Genomic DNA, 20077 nt, shown 5'->3' with positions numbered 1-20077 from the left:
ACCATTATGAGCATTCATGAAGTATTTATGCCCGCGCTGAGTTCCACCATGACAGAGGGGAAGATTGTCTCTTGGGTAAAATCGCCAGGGGATAAAGTGGAAAAAGGCGAAACAGTGGTGGTTGTTGAGTCGGATAAGGCTGATATGGATGTGGAATCTTTCTATGAGGGATTTCTAGCCCATATTATAGTACAAGCTGGTGAAACAGCCCCAATTGGCGCAGCGATCGCTTACGTAGCACAAACAGAAGCGGAAATTGAAGCTGCTAAGACTATGGCTGGTGGAGGTAGTGCAGTGGCTCAAACACACACACCCATACCCGCAGCCCCAACCGTAGCCACAACTGCTACACCCTCTCAAAATGGTTCTAACCATCGGGAAGAACGGTTAGTAGTGTCACCCCGCGCTCGCAAGTTAGCAAAAGAACTCCAGGTTGATTTAAATAACCTTAAAGGTAGTGGTCCTTATGGTCGCATTGTGGCCGAAGATGTGGAAGCTGCAGTTGGCAAAGTTCAGCCACCCACTACCCGTGCTGTCACCCCAACTCAACCGACACCACCTGTTATTCCGGCCCCACCCCCAGCACCTGCAAAACCAGCCGCTGTAACTGCACCAGTTGTTAGCAGTGCTGTTCCTGGTCAAGTAGTACCATTAACTACTCTGCAAAATACAGTGGTACGTAATATGGTGACAAGTCTATCTGTACCTATATTCCATGTTGGTTACACAATTACCACTGCTGCATTAGATAAACTTTACAAGCAAATTAAATCTAAAGGTGTGACAATGACGGCGCTATTGGCCAAAGCTGTAGCGGTGACATTGGAAAAACATCCATTACTCAATGCCAGCTATTCAGACCAAGGAATTGTCTATCATCCCAATATCAATATTTCCGTAGCTGTGGCGATGGATGATGGTGGTTTGATTACACCAGTAATGCAGAAAGCAAATCAAGTAGATATCTATTCTCTATCTCGCAATTGGAAATCTTTGGTAGATAGGGCTAGAGCAAAACAACTACAACCAGAAGAGTATAACAGTGGTACTTTTACCCTTTCTAACCTGGGTATGTTTGGTGTAGATACATTTGATGCGATTTTACCACCTGGACAAGGTTCAATTTTAGCGATCGCCGCATCGCGTCCGCAAGTTGTAGCTACCGCAGATGGTTTATTTGGTGTACGTAAACAAATGAAAGTTAATATCACCTGTGATCACCGCATTATTTACGGCGCTCATGCAGCAACATTCTTGCAAGATTTAGCGAAGTTGATTGAAACCAATCCTCAATCTTTAATACTTTAATGTCACAGGTTAAAAACGTAAGAATTCAGGAATCAGGAGTCAGAATATTTGAGAAATTGGTTAATTATCAAATAGGTATTTTTGGCCTTAGCCTGAAAAAGCTGACTGCTGATCCTTGATAACTGAATGCTTACTCAAAAACTAAATAAATATAGCAGTTGCTAAAATCATTAAAACTAGCTTAAATTCTTCAATCTTGAATAGATTATGCCACCTTGGGCTATGACACAAGAGTTTTAAAAAGCTAACTGCTATATTACTTTTTAAGTTGGAGTTCTTTAAGTTCCAAGTTTTTTTGAATCTCATCAGATCAAATTAAATCCCCAACATTAAAAGTTTTTCCTGTGACTGTTACTATATCAGTTGGTGCTAATTTCCGTCCACGTCTAGTTTCAACTGTACCATTGACTTTGACATCACCATCAATAATCATCAGTTTAGCCTGACCTCCAGTTGAGCCTATACCTAATAACTTTAAAAACTGATCTAGTTTAATCATCTTTCATTTCCAGGTGTAAAATTTGCAGAATATTTGAGTAAATCCTTGAGTTTATAGACATTGATGTATAAGTTTAGATACTGTGTTCGATCCGATTTAGACGTTCTGAGTAACTTTTCATAACTTGAATAGCAAACATTGGTGTTTCTTGAATAACAAAAAGAAAACTGTATTCATTAAGAAAAGCCAGTTTGCAGCTAGTTTTAGCTATAGCTGTATAGTTTCTCTGTTTTATTCCTACGAGTACACCTGCACCAAAAACTTCACCTGCTTGTATTGTTTCTAGTATTTTGTCATGAACTAATATCTCCACTTCTCCTGCGAGAATACCATACATAAAATCACCAGACTGTCCTTCTTCAAAGATGGTTGCACCTGATGAAAATACTTTTGGGTCTGGTTTTCTCTGAAAAATACTGATTTTTGCTACAGGACTTAACATAAAAGTCTCACTAGAGATAAATTGGTCAGAGTAATATAAGCACCGAAAAAAGTATACTATTTTTCTCAGCGTAAATTCTCTTTCCCGTCAAAATCACATAATAATCCTGTATCCTAATTAACTCTTAACTTAGTCATAATCAAGTCCCGCTCATTACTGCTTATAAGTTTGGTCTTGTTAGTAATTGCTTAATTGAGCATCCCCTGTTTCAATTACTATTCATGAATGCCCACCCTTATTTAACCTTTAACGCAAAGAACTTCTTTGAGTATTGCTACTATTTCCACTAAATGAGCTTGGTTTTCCATGACCTGTTCAATGGGTTAATAAGGACCAGGAATTTCATCCAAAACTCCCGTATCTTTACGGCATTCTACACACTGTATTTGGGTAATTAAATTATCAAGTGTATAAACATTTTTGACTTTATTTCTTGACATTAAACTTCCTGCACCATGACTACAAGAGCAAAAACTATGAGCATTACTTTTCCCCTTGACAATTAAAGATTTTGCTCCCATTGAACCAGAAATAATACCATAATCTTCTGTTTGAGCGCGAACCGCAGCTTTACGAGTTACATACACATCTTCGCCAAAATGTACTTCTTTCTCGGCGTAATTTTGATGAAAATTTACCTCTAATAAAGGTTTAGTAACTTTTCCTCCTGTGAGATGTTTCTCGATGATCTGTTTAAATCGTGCCATCATTACATCATGGTTAAAATGCGCGTAATTTTGCGCCCATTGTAAATCTTTCCAGTATGCCTGGAGTTCTGATATACAAGCAACAAAGTAGGCTAAATGTCGATCAGGTAATTTCTCACCTGCCATTTTTGCTAATTCTTTGGCTGTATTAATATCGCATTGTGCTAATTTATTACCAATGTTGCGAGAACCTCAATGCAACATCAGCCAAACGTGGTTCTCTGTATTGAGATAAACTTCGATAAAATGATTTCCTGCCTCCAGAGAACCTATTTGTTTCATGGCTTTGCTTTCTAAGTCTTACACACCACGATGCAATTTAGAAAAATCCCGCCAACGTTGCCAGTTAGTTACTGCTTTCTCTACATCTTTGTTTTCATTGAATCTGGTGGGAATTGCTGCTTAAATATCTAGGCGAATTTTTTTTAGTTTGCCTTCTATTTATTCAGCAGTAAATTGTGTTTTGATGGCACACATACCACAGTTGTGAACAAATATCCCTGCTTTCAGTGCGAAGTTATAATGTTCCGGCACTGTCAAACAATACACATCTTCTTTCTATTTAATTTATGGTAATTAAACTTACAATTCTGTGATTACATTTGTGTTCTTTGCGGCGGTGATTATGCAGTCCAATTAGTATTTTGATTTCTGCACCACAGATTTCACAAGTTTAGTAACGATTAGCAATTCATTGAGACTTTGCTCTCGCTTTTTCACTTGTGTTATATGCCACTAGATATTTCTTACCTCGAACGGGAGCATTCACTATTGGAAGATACACAAGTTTTAGGAGAATATAACGACAAACAAGTGTGGATTAGCAAGCATGAACCAGGAAAAAAGAACGGCTCAAAGTCTGCTTAGCGGGACTGAAACAAAACTTAAGAGTAAAAAGGAGTATAATGGGCTTTCGGTGTAGCTTTCACGTTCCAAGAAGCTGATGAAAGAAACCACTGCCCCAGCAATGGCACCATGGTTTGAAACATGGTGTTAAAGGTTTGATGATGTATTTACTCATCAAGGGGAAAGAAGAGAGTTTAGACATGATTTAGGGGGATGATTGGGTGAAAGTGAGAGAAAAAACCTATTTCAAATGGCAGAGAATGCCCTAGGGGTGACCTACCACCGATTACACCACGTTTTAAATGAAGCACCTTGGTCCAGTTCCCAAGTCAATGAGCGTCGGGTAGAGATTATGAACAAGTGTAGTCAGAGGAGAATCACCAGAGGATTTAGCTTAATAATTGATGATTATGACCATAGAAAAAGCGGGAATTTTAGGGATGGAGTAGGAAGAAAATATATTATATATTGATTGGAGAAATTGGGAAAAGGGACAATGGAATAGTAGTAGTAACAACACATCTATATGATATGATAGGAGTAAAAGCTTACCATTACATATAGAATTATATCACCAGGGTGATTCTTGACCCAAAGGGAAACAAGACCCTCTATTTGAGAATAAACCTGAGTTAGGAATTAAATTAATAGATCTAACCTTAAGCCGTGGTAATCAACCAGGAATAGTAATTATAGATGCTGGATATGGCCACAATACATCTTTCTTATTGAAAGATAGAGAATCGGAATTGAAAGTATTGAGAAGGATTAGCTAAAAATCCCAAAGTCCTTGCCAGTGAACAAGAGGATAGTCCACAAATAATTAGGTTAGATGAATTAGCACAAAGTTTACCCCAAGAGGCTTTTACAGAAATTGAACTGGAGTTAGATCAACCCAAAACATTATGGGTAGTAACTAAAGAAGTAGAAATATCAGCCTTAAGTGGAAAGGGCAATATTGCTATATTCATCAACACTTCTACCTTCTCTCAAGCCACTGATATTGACTACTTTATGACCAATGTTTCTTCATCAATTGTCACACCCCAATGGATAGTTGATACATATTCTCAAAGAAATTGGGTAGAAGTTGTTTACAGGGAAGCCAAGGGATGGTTAGGACTTAAAGAATATCAAGTTCGAGATAAAAGCAGTTGACTGCGCCATTTTATTTTGGTTTGCTGTACCTACACTTTTATTCTTTGCCATCAGTGGACTGGAGGATTAAGACCAAGGTGGGCTAAGAAACCTTTGAATACTTTTACTGCAGCTGTAGAAGCGGTTAGCACAGCCATATCTTTTCTATTTATTGATTGGTTCAAATTGGAGCCGGACGTGTTTCCTCCTTACCAAGCCAGTTTGGGCTACATTTGGGCTTGATTTTTGTTTACGTCCCGCTAGGGATAAAAGCTTTATATCTTGCTGGTTGCTCCACGTAGCGACCCGCTCTGGTAAGGTTGCTCATTATTATGGGTTTGGTTAACTATGATTTATCTAGTTATAATATCAAAAAATATATTGTTTCGTTAATGTACTCATGCGGAGAAAAATATATGATATAAGTACAAAATTCTAAATTCTGGCATTAGCTTTAGTCCAATCCTGTTTTTTGCTGGAGTCAAGATTTCAACTTACCTATTAGACATCTCCAGACATCGGGTATCGACCCTGGCAAAACAAGGCTTTTATCTTCTTCTTTGGAGATGGAAATACACTAGAGAATTTATGACCTGATTCACCAATCAAATTTTTCAATATGTTGCAAGATCCGAATCTGCGCCAATCGTTAGCTATTAGCTTGGGTGCGATCGCAGGTGTTGTAAGTCGCTATTATTTAACATTGTGGTTTGCCCAAAGATTTGGTATCAATTTTCCCTATGGAACTTTTTTCATTAATCTGAGCGGTTGTTTAGCAATGGGATTCTTCACTACTTGGGCTGTCGAGAAGGTAGCAATTATTCTCCCAGAATTACGGTTGATGATTGCAACCGGTTTTTTAGGTGCATATACGACTTTTTCCACTTACGGTTTAGAGTCTCTTGCTTTAATGCGTAGTGGCAATTTATTAACTGCAACTGGTTATTGGCTTGGTAGTGCCATTCTAGGAATTCTTAGTGTACAGTTAGGTGTAATTATTGCTAAGTTTTTTAGGTAAACACTTATTGACAATCTATTAATAACCAGATGTATCTCCAGCAATGGGAAAAGCATAATCGGAAAACAGAGCATAATTATTATGATCGCCTCTAGTTTCTTGATCAAGAACTTGGACAACTTTGTTATAAATATCTTCTGCCTGTTGGGGAGAATTACCAATGCTTGTTAATCCCAATTTACCAAACTGAGAAAGACAACCCATGAGATGAAATACTGTCCCTGTTTCACTTCCACTATCAAAATGTAATCTGTAATGGGCGATAATATCCATTAAATCGTTGGGTAATAATCCCCGATAGCGGTCTTTTTGTAAGTTGTCTGTAGCGACGTAATATTTATGTTTTCCTTGCTGACTGTGAAATAAACCAGTGGACAGATCATAGTGTCCGTTGGTTAATAATTTCAAGGTCATGAATGGGTGAGTTGTACCACCTTTACGGAGATTAATTTCAATTGCTTGAATGTCCCATTTACCATTACCTTGATTAACGGTGACAAAATCAACACCAAATCTTTCTAAGATACCTTTCTCTGCAAGTTTTTTACCTACTTTTAAACCTAATTGCTGTAATTGTACTCGATAATTTTCATCAGCAGGAAAGCGACAACCGAGATAAACTTGTCCGTCTGGACCTCCAAGAATTTGGTCATGGGTGGAGAGGATTTCCACTTTTCGATCTGGTGTGATGCGTCCTTGGACACTGGGAGAAAATTTAGTTTCACCTTCAATATAAGATTCGACGATCGCACCTAATTCTGGGATGCGTTGGGAAAAATTTGTCCAGCTTTCTTGTGTGGCTTGAAACCGCAGATTTGAGAAGAAGCTATAGCTAATTGCTCCTACTCTTTGAGAATGAGAACTTCGACCTGGTGCAACATCTATCAACGGACGGAGATCCAACAGTGCATTTCCTTCTCCAGAAATGCCCTCATTTAGTTTCAGAACCATCCGTTTTAATGTCGGTTGACGTTCCCATAAATCAGCCGCTGCTGTTGCTAAATCCTCTGAATTCCAAACTAGTTCGCTACCCTCTGGAAGAGGGATAGCACTTTGAGCAAAAATTTGCCGACTACCACTTTTTGTTCCCCAAGTCTGTAAATCTGGCGCAGCAGCATACAAAGGTACATTTAATTTCAGTGATAATTCCGCTTCCCAAAATGTGGAATTGTAACAAGTCATAAAAGCTTTATCTAATCGTAAAGCTTGACGAATTCTTTCCAACAAACGAGGACGTTCTAAAATCTTCTGAGTGAGGGGTTTAAGGGAAGCATCATAGGTAGAAAGTAATAATAAGCGATGACGGGCCTGGGAGAATGGTATTCCTGGTAATAGTTGTAAATAATAATCAATAATGCTGGGATGTAGTGGCATTGAGGTTACATAAATTAACCTAGTGCAGGGATTCCGCAAGCGCATCAACGAAAATAGTAATCTTTCTTCATAATGTTCACACCCTTCTATTTTTTGCAGTTCCCGCTGGTCAATACTCAAAGAGGGGATAATTAAAATATCCACTTCACTATTGTCAAATAACTCACTAGTTTTCCAGCGATCGCGTAAAGTTGATTGTAAGCTGCGAAATTTATCAATCTGCTCTAGTTCGGCAATATTTACTGTCACCATATCCCATACCCTCATTAGACCCTAATTATTCCTAATGTTATCTTAGGTATATCCTAAGAAAGACTTGAGATGGAGATCTCCTCTGTATCTTTTTGTAAATTTATATCTGCAACTCCAGGTTATGAATTGATATGAAATGCTTTGCAAGCTTAGCAGGATTAGGTTTGATATTGATATGATAAGTGAATATTCCTGTCAAATATGCTGGATAATTTCTCATTCATAATCTATAGATTTAGACTTTAAATTACTCTTTCCAAAGAGTGATAAAGTTTATTATTAGTTTATTTCTAGAGAACGATAAATAACACCACAATTATAGCTAAATTGAAAGCAGGTGCTCAGGAGAAATCCTTAGCACCAAAATAGAGTTATGTACTTGTTTTCAGTGGTTGGATTAAGAGCGTGTGACATGTGAGGAGGAAGTTTGGAAAGTCGCGCCCATTTGCCATAAATGAGCGCGTTTTGCAAATATCCGGGGTAAAAAAGTCTGAACTTGCAAAGGATTAGTACTGCAAGGCGGAATTCAAAATTCAAAATTCAAAATTCAAAATGAATATAGCAAAAGCTTTTCAGGGATTTGGAATGGGTAATTTATTTCCGCCGTACTGTACTAGTGGGAGCGAAAGCATAAAGTAAACCTTGGGTCGAGATTCTCTATCCAAGGTTTATTTTTAATAATTGCTGATTGATGATTGAGCATGAGATTTACAATAGTGAAATTTGGGGATACTTATTAAGTATGTCAACAAAAAACATTACAACTACCACAAACACAGGCAGCATCTGGTTTAGAGTCAGAAATGAAACCAAAACCCAAAGTAGAAAATGAACCATATCGGGGTAGTGGTAAATTAAAAGATAAAATCGCCTTAATTACTGGTGGAGATAGTGGTATTGGTCGTGCTGTGGCGATCTCATCTGCTAAAGAAGGTGCAGATGTAGCAATAGTTTATCTACAAGAACATCAAGATGCAAACGAAACCAAAAATTTAGTTGCACAACATGGACCCAAGGTAGTATCTATTCTAAGTCATATTACTGAGTAAAAGTTTTGTCAGCAAGCGCTAGAACAAAAGGTACGTGAGTTTGCTAAGCTTGATATTCTCGTAAATAATGCGGCTGAATCACACCCTAAAAACATTGAAGATATTAGGCGGGAGCAATTATAACGCACTTTTATAACTAATATTTTCTCGATGTTTTTCCTTATTAAAGCAGCAATGAAGCACCTGCACCTCCATGAAGGAATTTCTATCATCAATATAAGATCAGTAACAGCTTATAAAGAAAATGCTCATTTATTAGATTATTCTTCTACTAAAGGTGCAATTGTAGCCTTTACTCGTTCCCTTTCACAAAATCTAGTCTCCAAGGTAATTCGTGTTAATGCTGTAGCACCAGGGCCAATTTTGACACCTTAAATTCCCTCAACTCTTCCAGAAGAATAAGTAGAAAGTTTTGGCTCACAAGTACCAATGGGAAGACCCGGACAGCCAGAAGAAGTAGCACCTAGTTTTGTCTTTTTAGCTTCTGATGATTCTTCCTATATGTCTGGTCAAGTTTTACATCCTAATGGTGATGAAATAGTCAACGGTTGATTTTTCCAGGATATAAATAGCAGTTGAGGGAGAAAAAAAGGAGAATAAAAAACCTTTACTCAAACAAATTTTCTAATTCTAGGTTCACAAACCGAGCAGTATTGATACCCCGTTACCCACAAAGTTAGGTATCTGGTTATCTCCTTTCCTCCATTAGAGGGATGAGTTAATTGATTATGATTGATAATCTTTCTAGGAAAGAAAGTATTATCAATCATAACTACATCTATGGTATCCCCAACACAATTGCATGGTACAGAATTAGTAGATTGTGCTAGAGCAAATGCCAAACAGGGAATTAAAATAGCTGCTTATCAATGCGGCTATGGTGATGATATTAAAACGTTTGCTCAAGAACTACGTCAAGCTTGTGAAACGATGAATTTAAAAGTTAAAGAACTCAGCGAACTGATTACCGACCAGGATATGATTTTGACAATGGGTACGGGAGAAATTATTGCTCCTGATACGGCATCAGAACTTTAGTCAGTTATCAGTTATGATATGAGTTAACTGACTCCTGAATTATGTTAAAGATAGCCCCATCAAGAAAACTTAGTTAAGAATCCTAAAAGTTTTTTAGTTCTTGGTGTTATCAGTGTGCATCGATAAGCGTCCGCTGCTTTTTTAATGGCTTCGGCTTGAGTTGGGTAAGGATGAATGACACTACTTAATTTACTTAAACCAATTTTATTGACAATTGCTGTAGTAATTCCCGAAATCATCTCACCTCCATGACTAGCAACAATTGTTGCACCGATAATTTCATCTGATCCTTTTTTGTGGTGAATCTTCAAAAATCCTGCTTCTTGACTATCTGTGATCGCACGATCTACATTATTAAAACCAATCTTAATCGTCTCTATCTCAATACCCAATCTTTCTGCCTCATCTGCGTATATCCCCACATGAGCAATTTCTGGGTCAGTATATGTTACCCGAGGTATCACTAGACTACTTAGCCGAGAACGTCCCAAACCAAACGGAGAAAACAGTGTATTTTTAATGACTATTCTCGCTGCCGCATCAGCTGCATGGGTAAACTTCCAATTCATGCAGATATCACCCGCTGCATAAATATTAGAGTTAGTAGTTTGTAGATAATCATTCACCTTCACACCCAGTTTCTGGTCATACTCCACACCCACTGCTTCTAAATTTAAACCTTCCACACTTGGCACACGTCCTGCACCTACTAAAATTTCATTTACAGTTACCGAATCTCGATTACCATGAGATGAAAAATAAAGTCGTTTTCCTTCCGTCACTGTCACCACTTCTTCTAACTGACAATTGAGTACCAAGCGAATACCTTCATCAGTAAAAACTCGTTGCAAAATATCCGTTGCTTCCCTATCTTCTTTATTGAGGATGTGTGAACTATTATGAAATAATGTCACCTTACAACCCAGGCGTCGGAAGGCTTGTGCTAATTCGCAACCAATGGGTCCACCACCAATGACCGCCAATTTATCCGGTTTTTGTATCAGAGAAAAAACGTTTTCATTAGTTAAATAACCTGCTGCTTCAATACCGCAAATTTCTGGTTTGATTGCTCTTGCACCAGTCGCAATAACAGCTTTTTTAAACTTGAGGATTTGACCATCAACATCTATAGTATTTTTACTAGCAAATTTACCGTTACCTAAAAAAACATCAACTCCTAAATTTTTAAATCTGGCTGCGGAATCATGATGACTAATACCTGCTCTAATTCGTCGTAATCTGGACATTACTGTAGCAAAATCAACATTAATGTGTTGGGAAATATTCACACCTAAATTCTTAGCTTTCCACATTTCACCAATTACACGTGCAGACCGAATTAGAGATTTAGATGGTATACAACCAATATTTAAACAATCTCCACCCATGAGATTTTTTTCAATTAATGCCACTTTTAAACCTAAATCTAAACCCGCAGCACCCGCAGCTACAACTAATCCTGCTGTACCCGCACCAATAACTACCAAATCATAACAATTAGCTGGTTGAGGATTCACCCAATTTTCAGGATGAACATTAGCTACTAGCCTTTGATTATATTCATCCATTGGTAGAACTGTGATTCTCTCAAATTCTAAACTAGACATTAGTATTACCTCTGAATTCTCAAGTATAAACTAGGTTTTTGACAGTTTTTAGGTAAAATATTCAGGATGTTCTCTTTACAAGAGATACCGCTTTAGCAATATTTTGTCAGTTTTATATTTAACATTTTCTAGGAAATAATCCGAAAGAGATCACGGATTAGAAATTATGAATTATTGTAAGAAATCAGAAGTCAGAATGTTTGACAAATTGGTTAGTTATCAAATAGGTATTTTTGGCGTTAGCCTGAAAAAGCCAACTGCTGATGGGTGTTCGCGTACCGTGCCTTTAGGCATTAGCTGAATGCTTACAAATTATTTTATGATACTTCCTTATCTAAAGCTTTCTTGGCTATCCGATTTACATAAATTGTAACTGCAAGGGTGGCCATAAACCCAACTATTCTGATTATCCATGTGAGAGTGGGATTTGTAGGTTGAGACTCTGTAGCAATCAGAGCTAAATTCCCTGCTAAAGAATCTATGTAAACATACATAATTGTTCCGGGAATCATCCCTACTGAACTAATAAAAGAATCTTTGAGAGAAACACCAGTAATTCCCAAACCATAGTTTAATAAATTAAAAGGAAAGATGGGAGAAACTCGCGTTAATAAAACAATTTTTAATCCCTCTTTCCCTACTGCTTGGTCAATAGCCGCGAATTTTTTGTTACCTGCAATTTTCTGAGAAACCTAACCTCTAGTTACAGAACGTCCTACGAAAAATGCTGCTGTAGCACCGAGAGTCGCACCAATAAATACATAAATAGAACCCCAAACTATGCCAAAAACAACTCCCGCACCTAAAGTTAAAATCGCTCCTGGTAAAAAGGGAATAGTAGCAGTAATATAAATGCCAATAAAGGCTATACCTCCAATAGTACCCAAATCGTCAATCCACTGCAAAGCATTTATTAAGATCCCTTGAGGATTAAAGGTAGATGTATTGAGAGATGGCTGTGCTAAGGGAAAGTCTGGATATAATAAGCCAATTATCAATAATGTAAAAGTAATTAAAGTAGTCAGCTTGAGAAACTTGTATAAGTTTCTAATTTCTAATTGATAATTCATAGCTTAAATTCTGCTGAATTTTTCTCGACGATACTACTTACAAATGCGTTCTGGTGAAACACCAAGTAAATAGGCAATGATGATGATTTGTTCCAGTATGGTAGTCATGAAAATTCCCTTTTTTAACCATCTTAGTGGTGATGTATTTACAGGAACATAGGAAATAGCAATTTTACTTAGATACTTTAGCTTATTAATACAAACTCTTCCAGGATGGGTATTTGGGGAAAATTACCAATTTCGTTAAATGCTGATTTGGTTAAAAAAATAGCTTGATCACCTTAGGGTAGTTGGTAAAGATGCGATCACCATTTTACTCCCCACTTTACCAACCGTAACCCCCAATGTGGTGAATCTATCCGCAATGTAAAAGCACCAGCGACAATCCCTGAAGGTTTTAATACTGTGCGAATCATGGCATCAAATCCAGCAGGTAAGCGGGTGTCAGCATAGAGAAATAAAAAAATTTCACCACTAGCTATTGCTGCACCTGTATTCATTTGTACGGCGCGACCGGGAGCAGAAGAGATAACAGTTACACCTAATGATTGGGCTAATACTGGTGTATTATCGTTTGAGCCACCATCAACAACTATAAATTCTAAATTATGACTGGGTTGAGTGCTGGTAATTGCAGCTGTAATATTATTCACTTCCTTGAGAACAGGAATAATGATCGAAATTCGGGCATGATCAAGATATGAAATCATGAATAAGGAGATTGCAGGAATACAGCGGTTTTAATCCTGTTGAGAAACGGATTAAATATTTTTGCTTAGGTACTTACTAAAGCTGTTCCCGAACCTACCATAATCTTCGGTCTAGGTTTACTAGTAGTCTGCCAATGCAATTTTGCTGGGTTAAATGCTCGGATATAAACGCTGCATTTTTTTACGTGCATCCTTGGTTTTAAAACCCCAGTAAACACTGGGTTTTTGTTGATTACGCTGTGACTCCCAAGTAGCAATTTCAGAAGATAATATTTCTACATTAGGAATACCTCGTTCTAAGCATTGGCGAGATAAAACTGATAATTCAATTTCTACTTGATTCAACCAATAAGCGTGTTTAGGAGTATAGTGAAACTCTAATTTCTGAATAATGCGGCGTGCTTCTTGTGGAGAGAAAACTCCATATGAAACACTTGGAGTATGAATGTTTAGGTTATCAACAAGTAAAGGTATCACATCAGCTTGGGGTTAATAAACATCTACTAAATCTTTTAATTGTTCAGCAAAATCAGCTTTTGTCCGATGTTGTGTAACTTCAATATGCCTCCACCCGGCTATTGGTTCAAAAAAGGCAAATAAATTTACAACACCATTGCGTTTATACTCACAATCATAACCTTCAGGCTGATGTGGTTCTGGTGGCAAAGGAAGTCTTACTTCTTCTAATAATTGATATGGGCATTCATCTAGGCAGAGTGTAGGTTTTTTCGGATCATATGGCTCATTGTACAAATCCAAAATATCTTCCATTCTGAACACATACTCTGGGTTAACTTCGGGAATACACCACTGTTCTTTTAACCACGGTTTAATTTCATTTTTTTTAGAGTTTGGCGTATTGTTTCGTCTGAAATGGAATCTATGATACCAACCTTCACTAAATGCTCCGCTAATAATTGCATTGTCCAACGCACTCTTCCTTCTGGCGGATTAGAACAAGCAGTCGCAATCAAAAATGCTTCTTGTTTTTCATCTAATTTTTTGGGTTTTGATGGACGTTCCCCATCCTTTAAAGCAAACTCTAATCCACCAATCACAAAGTTTTCTCTTGTCCTTTCCACCGTGGCAACATGAACTCGAACTGCGGCAGCGCCGTGTCCGTTTCTCCCTCAGATGCCATTCAAAGAATGTTTGCACGGGTTATACTTCTTGCTTTGTGCTTTCCTTTTTTGAGGATTGCTTGCAGTTGTAAAACTTCCTCTTCGCTTAAATCTACAACATACTTTTTTACCATGGTCAACCCCTTTTTTGACTAGTTTATCAATTAGAGGGGCTTACCCAGCAACATTGCCTTGGTGGACTACTAGCTAAGCTAGTGGTGTGGTAATCGCGCATCGTCGTCGCAGCTTTTCTAGTAACTAATGCTGCATAACATTTTGTAGCTTGCACCCAAGATTATTACAAGTTGTTGTAGGCTGAAATTATAAATGTCGCCATAGGATAATACCTGTAGCGGCTTCTTGTTTTTTTATTCTCCATTAAATAGTCTATCAACAGCTACCAAGCTATCTCAGACATTAATTACAGTAAGCTATTTTAGTGCGTTTCTGAAAAATTTACGATGGCTACTGTTAACGACAACTACCTGAAACTCAAGGCTGGTTATCTGTTTCCCGAAATTGCGCGTCGGGTAAATGCTTTCGCCCAAGCTAACCCAGATGCAAAAATCATCCGCTTAGGTATTGGTGATGTCACTGAACCCTTGCCAGAAGCTTGTCGGACTGCGATGATTAAGGCAGTAGAAGAAATGAGTGATCGGTCAACTTTCAAAGGATATGGCCCAGAACAAGGTTATGCTTGGTTACGGGAAAAAATCGCCGTCCAAGATTTCCAAGCACGGGGCGCAGCTATAGAAGCCGATGAAATCTTCATTTCCGACGGTTCTAAGTGTGATACAGGTAACATTTTAGAGATTTTTGGCAAAAATAACGTTATCGCCGTTACCGACCCTGTATATCCCGTTTACGTCGATACTAATGTCATGGCAGGTAACACTGGTGAAGCCAACGAAAAAGGTGAATTTGAAGGTTTAGTTTATCTCCCTGTCACCGCAGATAACAATTTCACAGCAGAAATTCCTTCCCATAAAGTTGATTTAATTTATCTCTGCTTTCCCAATAATCCCACCGGTGCAAGCGCAACCAAGAAACATTTACAAGCGTGGGTAAATTACGCCAAAGCCAACGGTTCAATCATTTTCTTTGATGCTGCTTACGAAGCCTACATTACCGATCCTACCCTGCCCCATTCTATCTACGAAATTGAAGGTGCTAGAGATTGTGCGATCGAATTTCGTTCTTTTTCCAAAAACGCAGGTTTCACAGGTACTCGTTGCGCTTTAACAGTCGTTCCCAAAAACCTCACCGCAAAAGCCGCAGATGGTTCTGATGTAGAACTGTGGAAACTCTGGAATCGTCGTCAATCTACCAAATTTAACGGTGTTTCCTATATCGTACAACGGGGTGTGGAGGCAGTTTATTCTGAAGCAGGACAAGTACAAATTAAAGCTTTGGTAAGTTTCTATTTAGAAAACGCCAAAATTATCCGTGAACAACTCACCAACGCGGGGTTATCAGTTTATGGTGGAGTGAATGCTCCCTATGTGTGGGTAAAAACACCTAATGGTTTATCCAGTTGGGAATTTTTCGATAAATTATTGCAAACCGTCAAAGTTGTGGGAACTCCTGGTTCTGGTTTTGGTGCTGCGGGTGAAGGTTATTTCCGTATTTCTGCGTTTAACAGTAGGGAGAATGTCGAAGAAGCAATGAAGCGGATTACTGAGGAATTGAAAGTGTAATACCATGTGGTGGGCAATGCCCACCCTTGAAAAATTGGTTGATAGCAGAAGGCAAAAGACAAAAGTAAATCCCTTGTCATCAGTCAGTTTTAGCTTTTCAGAATGTCCTAACCGTGTTGTCCACTGCTATAATTCCTACTCCCTTCCTACTAAAAGAATAAACTCATAGTAATGGGGTAGAGGGATAGGATAATGCTTCTGCGTAAGGTGGAATCCCTTCGCCGTAATTCTTACGGGGAAGGGAGTATTTGTTCGCGACAGTGCATATAACCTACTTCTAATCCAAAATCTAAAATCTAAAATTCCAAATTGGCACCGCCAAGGCTGATAAATTCTTTGTTAGCAAAATGAGGTAATGTAAATCTGCACACTTTTACTACCAAGGCAACCCGTTGTTAATACGCAGATCAATAAACTTGTCGTCGCATCTTCCCTATTAATAACCAGCCTCGCTTTACCTAATCTTGCGGCTGCTCAAAATTCTGGAACACCAGGTAAACTTGACTTTTATGTTTTAACCCTTTTCTGGTCTCCTGATTATTGTGCCAAAAATGCCAGGCCTGACCCCCAACATTGTAACCCAGGGAAAAAGTATGGTTTTGTCCTATTAATCTACAATCAAAGAAGCGTGAAGCATTAATTAGTTCAGTAACTGAAAAGCTAACGAGATATTTCCCACAACCTATACTTTTTGAGGCTTATAATATCCAAGAATGCGAAATATCAGAATTTCAAGAAAATGTTTTTAACATATATGCAGAGGCTGAACCTATCGAGAAAATCATCTTAGACACCTTAGTAAGACTACTAGATTTAGTAAATCATCAAAGTCGAATTTTTAAGAATTAATTTGGCAAGTCTAAAGTTGAAGATTTGTTAAATTTCTCAAGAACATTTATTAGTCTATCATCAATTAATTTAGATTAGATGAAATTTCTAGAAGAAGAGGTTACCAATTTTTAAGTATGGGTTTGAAAAGGGTTGCAGAAAAAAATAAATCCCCTTTGACTGAGGCAATAGATAAAATACCTATTACATCTAATTCTCCCATTTATAATCACCAGGCTAATATTTAAAGCTAATATTTAGCATAAGTCTTATTACCATTTAATGTAAAAATACAATCATGCCCAAACTTCCAACTCCACACTATGATAAACTCTTTGCCTGTATGAACAATTCCAGCTTACTTTACTTTTTAGTTTCTGAGTTTCCCGACATAACCCCAGTTTCTATTACCTCTACCCAAATTGATTATGTGTTAATTGTTATAAAATCCAGGCATATAACCTCAAATGTTCGCCAAGAGTACAGAACTCCAGAAACAAGAAAGTTATATAGGCAAGAATATGGAGATTTTATTGATGCTTCAAAATATTATCCTGATGTCTTTCAAAGAATGATTAATAAGACACAAACTTTGATAGATGATACAGCCCCAGGAGTTGAACAAGTTTTGAAGCTAGGAAATTTCTAAATCAACTCTCTACTCTGTGTTTCAAGTACCGAAGTTCTAATTTAGATTTAGATATAAAAAGGCTAAAGATTATACACACCTTTAATAGCATCGACAAAAAGTCAAGAGGTCAAGAACCTTATAAAATCCTTGGCCTATTGCCATAGTTCTCAAGAATATTGAGAATGATACCCTAATATTCTCAATAAATTCTAAGTTGCACTTTTTTGGTAATTCCATATTGGAAAAACTTATACCTCTCCTAATTTAACAAACCTGCGTAACGCTTAAACCAAGCTTAGTTCCAGAAATTTCCTCTCCTTACACTCCACTCCTGTCCTGAAAGAGATAAAACTTTGTATGCTGGTTTAATAAAGGTCTTTATATTTCTTATTAAAGCTGGTGCAAGAGGATTTCCGGTTAATTGTCGATTTGGTTTCGGTTTTTGCTGTCGCTGCCTGCGGTGGACTGCTGGCCGCATTGTTAAAACAACCCGTATTACTCGGCTATCTAATCGGTGGTATGGTTGTGGGTCCTGGGGGACTGGGATTAATTAAAGAAGTCCTCCAGGTAGAAACCTTGGCGCAGTTTGGTGTTGCCTTTTTGCTGTTCGCTTTGGGTGTGGAATTTTCCTTGGCGGAACTCAAGAAGGTGAAAGCTATAGCTTTGGGCGGTGGTGGACTACAAATTCTTCTCACCATTCTCATCACCGTTGTGGTGTGTGGCTTAACTGGTCCTTGGGGAGCTTTACCTGCTAAGGGTGTATTTTTGGGTTGTATTCTATCCTTGTCTTCCACAGCGGTTGTTCTCAAATGCTTGATGGAACGCAATGAAACAGAAACGCCCCACGGCCAAGTAATGCTGGGGATTTTGGTAGTCCAGGATTTAGCACTGGGATTGATGCTGGCTGTATTACCCGCTTTGCATGAACCGGGGGAAGTCATTGGTATCGCAATCCTGACGGCTTTGGTACGCATTGCTTTATTTGCTGCGGGTGCTGTGGTGGCGGGTATTTGGTTAATTCCGCCTTTGTTGCGACTGCTGGCACGAACTGAAAGCCGGGAGTTATTTCTGTTGGGGGTAGTGACTTTATGTTTATGTATTGCCCTGCTAACTGAATATTTAGGTCTTTCTATCGAGATGGGGGCGTTTGTGGCGGGGTTGATGATTTCGGAGGTGGAGTATGCTGACGAAATCCTGACCATTGTGGAACCTTTGCGGGATATCTTTGCTAGTTTGTTTTTCGCTGCCATTGGGATGTTAATTGATCCGGTGTTTTTGTGGAACAATCTAGAATTGATTCTCGGTTTGGTGGCTTTGGTTTTCGTAGGCAAGTTTTTAATCATCACTCCGCTGGTGAAGTTATTCCGCTATCCGTTGAAAACAGCTTTAATTACTGGGTTGGGATTGGCGCAAATTGGGGAGTTTTCCTTTGTGCTGGCTAGTGAAGGTCAGGCTTTGGGGTTGGTTTCCCGACGGATATATCTGTTAATTTTGGGAACTACCGCTGTAACTTTGATGTTGACTCCTTTTGTGTTGCGGTTGGTGCCATTTTTATTTAATTTTGCTGAGTCGATGCCTTGGTTGAAACCCTATTTGGTGGAAGAACAAGCGCGTGATTTTGCGGAAGATTTACCTCTGAAAGACCATATTGTCGTTTGTGGTTATGGTCGCATCGGTAAGAATTTGGTGCGGTTGTTGCAGCAAAACCAGTTACCGGTAGTGGTGATTGATCAGTCAGAGAGCAGAATTCAGCAGTTACGTGATGAGGGAATACCTTATGTTTATGGTAATGGGGTGAGTTTTCATGTGTTGGAAACTGCTGGTGTGAATTATGCTAAGGCGATGGCGATCGCACTTCCAGATCCTGCTAGTATTCGTCTATGCCTGAAACGCGCTTTGGAATTATCCCCAGAATTGGATTTGGTTGTCCGCGCTACCCAAGATAAAAACATTGAATTGCTTTACCAACTTGGTGCAAGGGAAGTTGTACAACCTGAGTTTGAAGCTAGTCTGGAAATGGCCACCTATTTACTCACAGATCTGGGATTATCAAAAGAGGTGGTACAGGAGAAAATGCAGGAAATTCGCAAAGACCATTATTTAGATTTGCGTCCTGAACGTTCTGCTTTGGAGGTTTCCCAGCATTTACAACAAGTAACCCGCGATTTAAATCGTCGTTGGTATGACTTACCTACGGATTCCCCGTTAATTGGCATGACCTTGGAAGAAGCAGATATGCGCTATCTGATTGGGGTAAGTTTAATGGCTATTCGTCGCGCTGATGGGGAAGAGATTGATTATCCCAACAGTCAAGTTAAACTAGAAACAGGCGATTGCTTGTTAGTTGTCGGTGCCAGTGAAAAATTAGCAGCGTTAGCCGAGTTTGCTCAAGGAAACACAGCTGTTCCAGGAGAAAGTAATGCTTGTCAGTGGGTAACAGTCCAAGCTAATTGTCCTATTTTGGGTAAAAATTTGGCAGACTTAACCACTAATGAACAGTATGGAATCAAAGTGCAAGCAATTCGCTGTGATGGTAAATTTATCCGTTTTCCTCATGGACAGATGGAGTTAAAAATGGGTGATCAAGTCCTATTGTGTGGTAGCTTTTCCATACTGAATCAATTCCAGGAAATGTTTACCGCTTCCTGTGGAGTACCCCTGGCAATTCCAATCATCAGAGATGAAGAGACAGAAACCGTCAAAGAGTTTCAATAACAAGGCAGGAGAAAGAATAAAGTTTTTC

Annotated in this window: 13 protein-coding genes and 6 pseudogenes; 11 read left to right on the top strand and 8 right to left on the bottom strand. The window is 38.5% G+C overall.

Going from position 1 to position 20077, the window contains the following annotated elements; translation table 11 throughout:
• Positions 1 to 6: 6 nt before the first annotated feature.
• The gene (locus tag AAZO_RS06910) at positions 7 to 1308 is read left to right on the top strand and encodes a dihydrolipoamide acetyltransferase family protein (protein WP_041642737.1); all 1302 of its coding nucleotides are present in this window, start codon (positions 7 to 9) and stop codon (positions 1306 to 1308) included.
• A gap of 310 nt (positions 1309 to 1618) precedes the next feature.
• Here the strand turns inward: AAZO_RS06910 and AAZO_RS06905 are convergent, their stop codons facing one another.
• From AAZO_RS06905 to AAZO_RS29225, 3 genes and pseudogenes are all read right to left on the bottom strand, one after another.
• Positions 1619 to 1807 (bottom strand): RNA-binding S4 domain-containing protein, encoded by a 189-nt coding sequence (locus AAZO_RS06905; RefSeq protein ID WP_013190682.1) that lies wholly within the window; start codon positions 1805 to 1807, stop codon positions 1619 to 1621.
• A 73-nt stretch (positions 1808 to 1880) separates the two neighbouring features.
• On the bottom strand, positions 1881 to 2249 hold the full coding sequence (locus tag AAZO_RS06900) for a cyclic nucleotide-binding domain-containing protein (RefSeq protein WP_013190681.1): 369 nt from the start codon (positions 2247 to 2249) through the stop codon (positions 1881 to 1883).
• A gap of 239 nt (positions 2250 to 2488) precedes the next feature.
• A pseudogene (locus AAZO_RS29225) lies at positions 2489 to 3439 on the bottom strand (RtcB family protein); the annotation flags it as partial.
• A 246-nt stretch (positions 3440 to 3685) separates the two neighbouring features.
• Here AAZO_RS29225 and AAZO_RS35045 point away from each other — a divergent pair.
• From AAZO_RS35045 to crcB, 3 genes and pseudogenes are all read left to right on the top strand, one after another.
• Positions 3686 to 3823, top strand: coding sequence for a hypothetical protein (locus AAZO_RS35045; protein ID WP_187289614.1), 138 nt, complete (start codon positions 3686 to 3688; stop codon positions 3821 to 3823).
• Positions 3824 to 3899: 76 nt separating this feature from the next.
• Positions 3900 to 5182 (top strand): annotated as a pseudogene (locus AAZO_RS06890) (IS701 family transposase).
• A gap of 376 nt (positions 5183 to 5558) precedes the next feature.
• Complete coding sequence (gene crcB / locus AAZO_RS06885; protein WP_013190680.1) at positions 5559 to 5957, top strand: fluoride efflux transporter CrcB; 399 nt, start codon at positions 5559 to 5561, stop codon at positions 5955 to 5957.
• An 18-nt stretch (positions 5958 to 5975) separates the two neighbouring features.
• On the opposite strand, the gene AAZO_RS06880 is transcribed toward crcB, so the two are convergent.
• Entirely contained in the window at positions 5976 to 7583 is a 1608-nt protein-coding gene (locus AAZO_RS06880) for a peptide ligase PGM1-related protein (RefSeq protein WP_013190679.1), read from the bottom strand.
• A gap of 803 nt (positions 7584 to 8386) precedes the next feature.
• Here AAZO_RS06880 and AAZO_RS06875 point away from each other — a divergent pair.
• Positions 8387 to 9184 (top strand): annotated as a pseudogene (locus AAZO_RS06875) (SDR family oxidoreductase).
• Between the two features lie 228 nt (positions 9185 to 9412).
• On the top strand, positions 9413 to 9670 hold the full coding sequence (locus AAZO_RS06870) for a hypothetical protein (RefSeq protein ID WP_013190678.1): 258 nt from the start codon (positions 9413 to 9415) through the stop codon (positions 9668 to 9670).
• A 59-nt stretch (positions 9671 to 9729) separates the two neighbouring features.
• Here AAZO_RS06870 and AAZO_RS06865 read toward each other — a convergent pair whose 3' ends face one another.
• On the bottom strand, positions 9730 to 11277 hold the full coding sequence (locus AAZO_RS06865) for a mercuric reductase (RefSeq protein ID WP_013190677.1): 1548 nt from the start codon (positions 11275 to 11277) through the stop codon (positions 9730 to 9732).
• Between the two features lie 166 nt (positions 11278 to 11443).
• Here AAZO_RS06865 and AAZO_RS41070 point away from each other — a divergent pair, with 166 nt between their 5' ends.
• Positions 11444 to 11578, top strand: coding sequence for a hypothetical protein (locus tag AAZO_RS41070; protein WP_013190676.1), 135 nt, complete (start codon positions 11444 to 11446; stop codon positions 11576 to 11578).
• A 16-nt stretch (positions 11579 to 11594) separates the two neighbouring features.
• Here the strand turns inward: AAZO_RS41070 and AAZO_RS06860 are convergent.
• Positions 11595 to 12347: pseudogene (locus AAZO_RS06860) on the bottom strand (TVP38/TMEM64 family protein).
• 33 nt (positions 12348 to 12380) lie between these two features.
• A pseudogene (locus tag AAZO_RS06855) lies at positions 12381 to 13057 on the bottom strand (TIGR04283 family arsenosugar biosynthesis glycosyltransferase).
• A gap of 99 nt (positions 13058 to 13156) precedes the next feature.
• Here AAZO_RS06855 and AAZO_RS43445 point away from each other — a divergent pair.
• On the top strand, positions 13157 to 13225 hold the full coding sequence (locus AAZO_RS43445) for a hypothetical protein (RefSeq protein WP_081462895.1): 69 nt from the start codon (positions 13157 to 13159) through the stop codon (positions 13223 to 13225).
• Here the strand turns inward: AAZO_RS43445 and AAZO_RS29210 are convergent.
• A pseudogene (locus AAZO_RS29210) lies at positions 13208 to 14312 on the bottom strand (IS630 family transposase). The gene AAZO_RS43445 and the pseudogene AAZO_RS29210 sit on opposite strands and share 18 nt — an antisense overlap.
• A gap of 327 nt (positions 14313 to 14639) precedes the next feature.
• Here AAZO_RS29210 and AAZO_RS06840 point away from each other — a divergent pair.
• The 3 genes from AAZO_RS06840 to AAZO_RS06830 all read left to right on the top strand — a co-directional run bounded on the left by AAZO_RS06840 (position 14640) and on the right by AAZO_RS06830 (position 20049).
• The gene (locus AAZO_RS06840; protein ID WP_013190675.1) at positions 14640 to 15875 is read left to right on the top strand and encodes an LL-diaminopimelate aminotransferase; all 1236 of its coding nucleotides are present in this window, start codon (positions 14640 to 14642) and stop codon (positions 15873 to 15875) included.
• Between the two features lie 1126 nt (positions 15876 to 17001).
• Positions 17002 to 17352 carry a Bpu10I family restriction endonuclease gene (locus tag AAZO_RS06835; RefSeq protein WP_013190673.1) on the top strand — a complete coding sequence of 117 codons (351 nt, stop codon included), beginning with the start codon at positions 17002 to 17004 and terminating at the stop codon, positions 17350 to 17352.
• A 381-nt stretch (positions 17353 to 17733) separates the two neighbouring features.
• Positions 17734 to 20049 (top strand): cation:proton antiporter domain-containing protein, encoded by a 2316-nt coding sequence (locus AAZO_RS06830; protein WP_013190672.1) that lies wholly within the window; start codon positions 17734 to 17736, stop codon positions 20047 to 20049.
• Positions 20050 to 20077: the final 28 nt, after the last annotated feature.

It is taken from the genome of 'Nostoc azollae' 0708, from assembly GCF_000196515.1.
In the GTDB taxonomy this organism is placed as follows: domain Bacteria; phylum Cyanobacteriota; class Cyanobacteriia; order Cyanobacteriales; family Nostocaceae; genus Trichormus_B; species Trichormus_B azollae.
This window is presented reverse-complemented; position numbering and strand designations above follow the sequence as displayed.